The organism is Nostoc sp. CHAB 5715, assembly GCF_020829685.1.
Classification (GTDB): Bacteria; Cyanobacteriota; Cyanobacteriia; order Cyanobacteriales; family Nostocaceae; genus Nostoc.
The window spans coordinates 1-7,798 of record NZ_JAIVFR010000279.1; the positions used below are offsets into that span (position 1 = coordinate 1).

The following is a 7,798-nucleotide window of genomic DNA, read 5'->3' on the forward strand; positions in this document are numbered from 1 at the left end:
TCGGCATTTTATTGGGAACAGCGTGATAAATCTTTCCAAGTCGTCTTTCGTCAAGTTGAATTGCCTTGGACATTTTTAGATTGGCGAGAATTATCATACAAAGAACAGCAAGCGCGATTAGAGGAGTTTCTAGAGAGCGATCGCTCTTTGGGATTTGACCTGAAACAGCCGCCCCTCATGCGTTTCACCCTCATTCAACTTTCCCAATCTCAACATACTCTCATCTGGACACAACATCATTTAATTCTCGATGGTTGGTCATCGGCACTGGTTATTCAACAAGTCTTCCAACACTATTATCATTCTCCGTCACGATATCCTAACCCGCGTCCCTACGGTGAATATATCGCTTGGTTGCAGCAACAGGATCAAGCGGGTGCTAAAACTTTTTGGCAAAAACAACTCCAAGGTTTTATTACCCCAACATCGCTGCCGATTTCTGAGAAATTACGCACCACTCAACCCAGTTTACAGGAAGAGACGCGATCGCTCAATCCTGACAAAACTGCCACTGTGCAAACCTGGGCAAAACAGCATCAATTAACCCTAAATACAGTGCTACAGGGAGCTTTTGCCCTATTATTGAGTCGCTACTGTAACACCACAGATGTGGTATTTGGTGCCACCTCATCGGGACGACCAGCAACCCTACCCGGTGTACAATCGATGGTGGGGCTATTTATCAACACATTACCCGTGCGAGTGCAGGTTTCACCCCAAGCAAACTTAGTTGAGTGGTTGCAAAAATTACAATCACAACAGGCAGAATCATGGCAGTATGAATACACATCGCTGTTAGAAATCCAGGAATGGAGCGAACTACCACGGGGAACTTCGTTATTTGAAAGTATTTTAGTATTTGAAAACTATCCCGTTGATACATCGGGAGTGCAGGGAAACCAAGATTTACGTATTGTTAACATTCAATCAATCGAGTGGACAAATTTTCCTTTGACGCTGCTTGTGTCTGTGGGAAATAAGTTGTCTGTAAAACTGAAGTACGATCGCACTCGGTTTGCACCTGTTGCAATGACTCAACTATTAGAGCATTTCTGTCTTTTACTGGAAAGTATGATAGTTCAGCCAAAGCAAAATTTGGGAACAATTTCCCTGCTCACACACCAAGAACGTGAGCAGATTATCCAATGGAATCAAACCCAAACAGATTATCCTCAAGAATGCATTCATCACCAATTTGAAGCACAGGTAGCACGTACACCAGATAATATTGCCGTTGTTTTCAAAGAAGAGAAACTTACTTATAGAGAATTAAATCAGCGTGCGAACCAGTTAGCGCATTATTTACAAAATTTGGGAGTCCAGCCAGAAACATTAGTTGGGATATATTTAGAGCGATCGCTCTTAATGGTCATTAGCATCTTAGCTATCCTCAAAGCTGGAGCCGCCTACGTTCCCCTTGATCCTGATTATCCCACACAACGGCTAGCATACATTCTCAGAGAAACAGAGGTGTCTGTAATTTTAACCCAAGCATCTTTGTTAGAAAATTTACCTTCTCATAGCAGTAAAGCCGTATGTTTAGATCGGGATTGGCAGGAAATTAGCCAGTATGCACAGCACAATATAAGCACTTCTGTCAACCTTGATAATATCATTTACGTAATTTATACTTCTGGTTCCACAGGACAGCCTAAGGGTGTAATTAATATTCATCGTGGCGTTAGCAATCGGTTGTTTTGGATGCAGCAGCAGTATGGTTTACAAATAAGCGATACTCGTTCCGAGTCGCTGCGCGAACGCATCTTGCAAAAAACGCCCTTTAGCTTTGATGTCTCCGTCTGGGAATTTTTCTTTCCATTACTCAACGGCGCGTGTTTAGTTATGGCAAAACCGGGAGGACATCGAGATCCAACCTATCTAGTTGAACTCATCGACCGAGAACAAATTACCACCTTACATTTTGTACCTGCTATGTTGGGGGTATTTTTAGAAGAACCAGATTTAACTAGCCGTTGTCAGAGTTTGAAACGGGTAATTTGTAGCGGCGAAGCTTTATCGCTGGAAATGCAAAATCGGTTTTTTCAGCGTTTGGACGCACAATTGCACAACCTTTATGGGCCAACCGAAGCGGCAATTGATGTAACTTACTATCAATGTCAACCTGATGATGATTTACAGACAGTTCCTATCGGTCGCCCCATTGCCAATACACAAATTTACCTCCTTGATGACCATTTGCAACCAGTACCCGTAGGTGTACCTGGAGAACTCTACATCAGTGGTGTCGGAGTAGCGCGGGGTTATTGGAAACGACCAGATTTAACAGCAGAAAGGTTTGTGCCGAATCCGTTTATTGGGGAGTGGGGAGTGGGGAGTGGGGAGTGGGGGAGCAGAAAAGTGGAGATCAAAGACTCATTAACGGAGTTCAAAGACTCATTCACGAGTATCAAAGACTCATTCACGAGTATTAAAGACTCATTCACGAGTATTAAAGACTCATTCACGAGTATTAAAGACTCGCCAGCGAGTATCAAAGACTCGTCCACGAGTATCAAAGACTCGTCCACGAGTATTAAAGACTCGCCAGCGAGTATCAAAGACTCGTCCACGAGTATCAAAGACTCATTCACGAGTATCAAAGACTCATCGCCGAGTATCAAAGACTCATCCCCAATGCCCAATGCCCAATGCCCCATGCCCAATGCCCCATCTCCAATGCCCAATGCCCCATCCCCAATGCCCCATGCCCAATCCTCAATGCCCATCCTATACAAAACCGGCGATCGCGCCCGTTATCTTCCAGATGGTAATATCGAGTACCTGGGACGATTGGATAATCAAGTGAAAATTCGGGGATTGCGGATTGAGTTAGGTGAGATTGAAGCAATACTTAATCAACATCCGGCTGTACAACAAGCGATCGCTAAACTTCACCTAGACCAAACCGACAATCTGCGCTTGGTTGCCTATATTCTTCACAAGTCAGCCAGCCAAGAACCAACCTTAACCGGGGAACTGCGCGAATTTTTAGCAAAACTTTTGCCTGATTATATGCTGCCGTCGGTGTTTGTACTACTTGAGGAATTGCCTCTGTTACCCAACGGGAAAGTGAATCGCCAAGCCTTACCAGCACCAGAAGAGATACGGGACGCTAGTCAGATTATACTACCGCGCTATCCCACAGAAGCAATTATTGCCAATATCTGGGCGGATGTGTTGCGACTAGAAAAAGTGGGAGTGGATGACAACTTCTTTGAATTAGGGGGAAATTCCCTGTCGGCGATTCGGGTGAGTGCGCGATTACGAGAAGCCTTTCAGTTAGATTTGCCCTTGGGAAGTCTGTTTGAAAAACCAACTATTGCTGGACTTGCAGAACGCATCGAAATTCTGCAAAAGAGCGTCCAGCAGATGCAAACAACCCCAACCGCCGCACCAGGCCGTAAGGAGATCGAACTATGAAGACTATTGAAGAGTTTCTCTCGCACCTCTACAGCCTGGATGTCAAACTTTGGGTAGAAGGCGAGCGCGTGCGTTGTAGCATTCCCGATGATGTGCTGACAGATACGCTCAATGCCGAATTGCGATCGCGCAAAACGGAGATTGTCAAATTTTTGCAGCAGGCTCAAATTGCTTCTAACGCCTATGCTCATTCCATTCAACCAGTTGATCGCCATGCTGCTCTCCCGCTTTCATTTGCTCAACAAAGATTGTGGTTTTTAGAACAGTTACAACCTGGTAGTAGTACTTACAATATTCCGATAGCAGTTAGATTGACAGGTTCGTTAAATATTGCAGTATTGGCGCGATCGCTTAACGAAATTGTCCGTCGTCATGAGGTTTTACGTACCCAGTTCCCCACTGTAGATGGAAATCCTTTACTCACCATCCAGCCAAGTGTAGAGGTTCTAGTGCCTGTTGTGGATTTACAAGCACTAAATCCTTTAGAACAAGATGATCAAGTGCATTGGCTATTCATTCAGGAAACACGCCAACCCTTTGATTTAGCTAGCGATGTACTGTTACGGGTGAAGTTGCTGCATTTAGGTGTCGATGAGTATGTAGTTTTATTTACCATGCACCACATCGTCTTTGATGGTTGGTCAATGGACATTTTAGTGCGGGAATTGGCAACCTTATACTCTGCCTTTGCAGCTAATCAGCCGTCTCCCTTACCAGAGTTGGCAATTCAATATGTTGATTTTGCCGTTTGGCAAAGACAGTGGTTACAGGGAGAAGTTTTAGAAACTCAAATTGCCTATTGGCGACAACAATTAGGGGGTATACTCCCGGTTTTACAATTGCCCACAGATTATCCTCGTAGCCGGGTACAAACATTCCTTGGTGCAATTGAGTCATTTTCTTTATCACCAGATTTGAGTACTGCGATCGCATCCTTAGCCAGCAGCGCAGGTGTCACTCCATTTATTATTTTATTAACAGCTTATAAAATCCTCCTGCATCGTTACACCGGACAAACAGATTTACTCGTTGGTACTCCCATAGCTAATCGCCATCGCCGGGAAACAGAAGGGTTAATCGGCTTTTTTGTCAACACATTAGTTTTACGGACAAACTTAGCTGGTAATCCGACCTTCCGAGAACTATTACAGCAGGTGCTGGAAACAACTTGGCAGGCTTATGATTACCAAGATATTCCCTTTGAAAAATTGGTAGAAGTCTTGCAACCAGAACGGGATTTGAGCTTTAATGCCTTGTTCCAGGTGAAATTCCGTTTAGAAAATGCCCCCATTGAAAAATTACAATTACCAGGATTAACCCTTACACCTATACAGAGAACCGAAGCCAGTGCCAAACTCGACTTGAGTTTAGATATGTACGAAACATCCGAGGGTTTAGTGGGTGCGTTTGAATACAATCAGGATTTATTTGCACCCCAGACAATTGCCCGGATGGTCGAGCATTTCCAGACACTGCTAGCAGGGATTGTGAGTAATCCAGAGCAAAGAATTTCCGAGTTACCCTTGCTAACTGAGTTAGAAAGACAACAAATGTTAGTGGACTGGAATCAAACTCATCTGGAATATCAAAGCGAACGCACCTTTCACCAACTATTTGAAGCACAGGTAGAAAAAACACCAGATGCGATCGCCTTGATATTTGAAACTTACAGCCTCACATATCGAGAACTCAATCAACAAAGTAATCAAGTCGCTCATTACTTAAAGCAACGCGGCGTGCAACCAGAAGTAATTGTAGGATTGTGTGTGGAGCGATCGCCACAGATGATAATTGGCTTACTCGGCATCCTCAAAGCCGGTGGAGCTTATTTACCCCTCGATCCGAATTATCCCCCAGAACGGCTAGCTTATATGCTGGCAGATTCTCAAGTACCGATTTTGCTCACCCAATCGAGCCTTGGGGGAGATGAGGGAGATGGGGAAGCAGGGAAAGATTCTTCATTGTCCCCCTCATCCCCCTCATCCCCCTCATCCCCCTTATCCCCCAACTACGAGGTAATCTATCTTGATACAGATTGGGAAGCAATTAGTCAATGCAGCACAGATAACCCAGAATGTCAAGTTACTCCAGCTAATTTGGCGTATTTGATTTACACCTCCGGTTCCACCGGCACACCTAAAGGAGTTCTCATACCCCATAGCGGCTTAACAAACCTCACAGAACACAAAATCAACGTCTGTGATGTCCATCCCGGCGACTGCGTATTGCAATTTTTCTCCCTCAGCTTTGATGCATCTATTCCTGAAATCATTATGGGACTGGGTTGTGGTGCTAAACTCTGCCTTGCCAAATCAGAATCCTTACTTCCCGGTGCCGGATTGCTGCAATTGCTGCAAGATAACGCCGTTAGCCATATAACTATTACACCATCCGCCCTTTCCCTCCTCCCTACAGAAGACCTGCCCAAATTACGGATGATATTAGTAGGTGGAGAAGTCCCTTCCGCCGAATTGATTGTGAGATGGTCGAAAGGACGACGCTTCATCAACGCCTACGGCCCTACCGAAGTCACCGTTAACGCCAGCATGGTACTTTGCGGCAATGGACATCCCTTGCTTCCCACCATCCGCCCCAGTGCCAACAAGCAACTATATATATTAGATAGTTATTTGCAACCAGTTGCGATCGGTGTGATTGGCGAACTCTACATCGGCGGTGTAGGCGTAGCACGAGGCTACTTGAATCGCCCAGATTTAACCGCAGAGAGATTTGTGCCGAATCCGTTTATTGAGGAGTGGGGAGTGGGGAGTAGGGAGTGGGGAGTAGGGAATGGGGATTGGGGAAGAAGCAGGGGAGCAGGGAGCAGGGAGCAGGGGGAAAATTCCTCTCCTCTGCCCCATGCCCCATGCCCAATGCCCCACACTCTCTACAAAACCGGCGACCTCGCTAGCTACTTACCAGATGGTCGAATCAAACTTTTGGGACGAATTGACCATCAGGTAAAGATTCGTGGTTTTCGGATTGAACCCCAAGAAGTGGAAGCGGTTTTGTGCCAACATCCCGACGTGCGTGCAGGGGTAGTCCTTGTTCGTGAAGACCAACCAGGGGAAAAGCGTTTAGTCGCATATATTGTTCCTGATGCCATCACCCCTACCGAACTCCGTCGCTTTATGCGGGAGAAGTTACCAGAATACCTAGTGCCGACGGCGTTTGTACTGCTGGATGCTTTACCCCTAACTGCCAATGGGAAAGTAGATACCCATTCTCTCCCCATACCCGAACAAGTACGTTCAACAACAAAATTCATTGCTCCCCGTACAGATATTGAGGCACAACTAGCTAGTATCTACGCCCAGGTACTCAACTTAGAACAAGTGAGTATCCATGATGACTTTTTTGATTTAGGTGGACATTCCTTGTTAGCAACCCAATTGATTGCCCAATCATTACAAGTCTTTCAGGTAGAACTCACGGTGATTGATTTGTTCGATGCGCCAACAGTGGCGGGTTTAGCAGAACGAATTTTGCAACAGCAACTCAGTATGCCTGATGCTACAGACGAGGAACGGGAGGAAATTGAAATTTAATATGAACCAACCGATGTATCTTAAACCCAATGTCATCGTCGAGCCACTAGTTAATCAGTGGTATGCTTGGTCACATTTAATTTCTCCAGCAACAGCGGCGATGTATATCGCTAATTCCCATCTGCCAATTATGCAATCCTTCATTGCAGCACCCCAAGTACATCAGGATGCTTTGAAAAATCCGGCAATGATTGGCAGCCCATTCATCAACTACAATCCTAATCGGATAGAAGAAATCCGGCTATTACTGGAAAAAACCCAAAAGCAACAAGCTCAAATGCTGGCGCTAGCTCAGGCAATTCCAGACTTGGATAAGCTGTTAGCAGAAAATCCCGTTGGTGCTTCCCTAGAACCTTTGTATGAACGAATTCCTGCACCGTTGCGGGGATATGTGGAACTTGTGCAGGACGGTAACAATCACCCCTCGATTCGCTTCATTGAAGGGTTGTTGTACCGTAGTTATTACTATAATCCTGCCAATCAATCAGTTAATTTATACTTTGGTAATGGAGATACTCGTGGCTTTGTCCTCAGTACACCCCGCTTGCCTGCTGAAGATAGTTTACACTTGCAAATTCCCTTTTGCGATCGCCGCCTAGACCAACTATTCAGCTTGCGTCACAACCCGCTTCCCTACAACGAAATTCGAGACATTCTGGAAATTAGCGAACAACAAGATGCACTATTTTGTCAATTCTTCACTACTACACCTCCCACCCAGGAACCTGATTACGATGGGGATGCAGTGAGAATTCGTTACTTTGGCCACGCCTGTGTTTTAATTGAAACCCAATCTGTAAGTATTTTATGTGACCCTCTAATTAGCTACC

Annotated in this window: 2 protein-coding genes and 1 pseudogene; all 3 read left to right on the forward strand. The window is 45.2% G+C overall.

The window, feature by feature from the left end; translation table 11 throughout:
* A partial coding sequence (locus LC574_RS16840; RefSeq protein ID WP_229454576.1) for a non-ribosomal peptide synthetase occupies positions 1-3,420 on the forward strand: 3,420 nt, incomplete at its 5' end.
* Positions 3,417-6,968, forward strand: coding sequence for a non-ribosomal peptide synthetase (locus LC574_RS16845; protein ID WP_229454577.1), 3,552 nt, complete (start codon positions 3,417-3,419; stop codon positions 6,966-6,968). The genes LC574_RS16840 and LC574_RS16845, both read left to right, overlap by 4 nt.
* Before the next feature lies 1 nt (position 6,969).
* Positions 6,970-7,798 (forward strand): annotated as a pseudogene (locus LC574_RS16850) (oxidoreductase); the annotation flags it as partial.

Coding starts and splice junctions, on each gene's coding strand:
- LC574_RS16845 (WP_229454577.1), top strand. CDS start 3,417: ATGAAGACTATTGAAGAGTTTCTCTCGCACCTCTACAGCCTGGATGTC.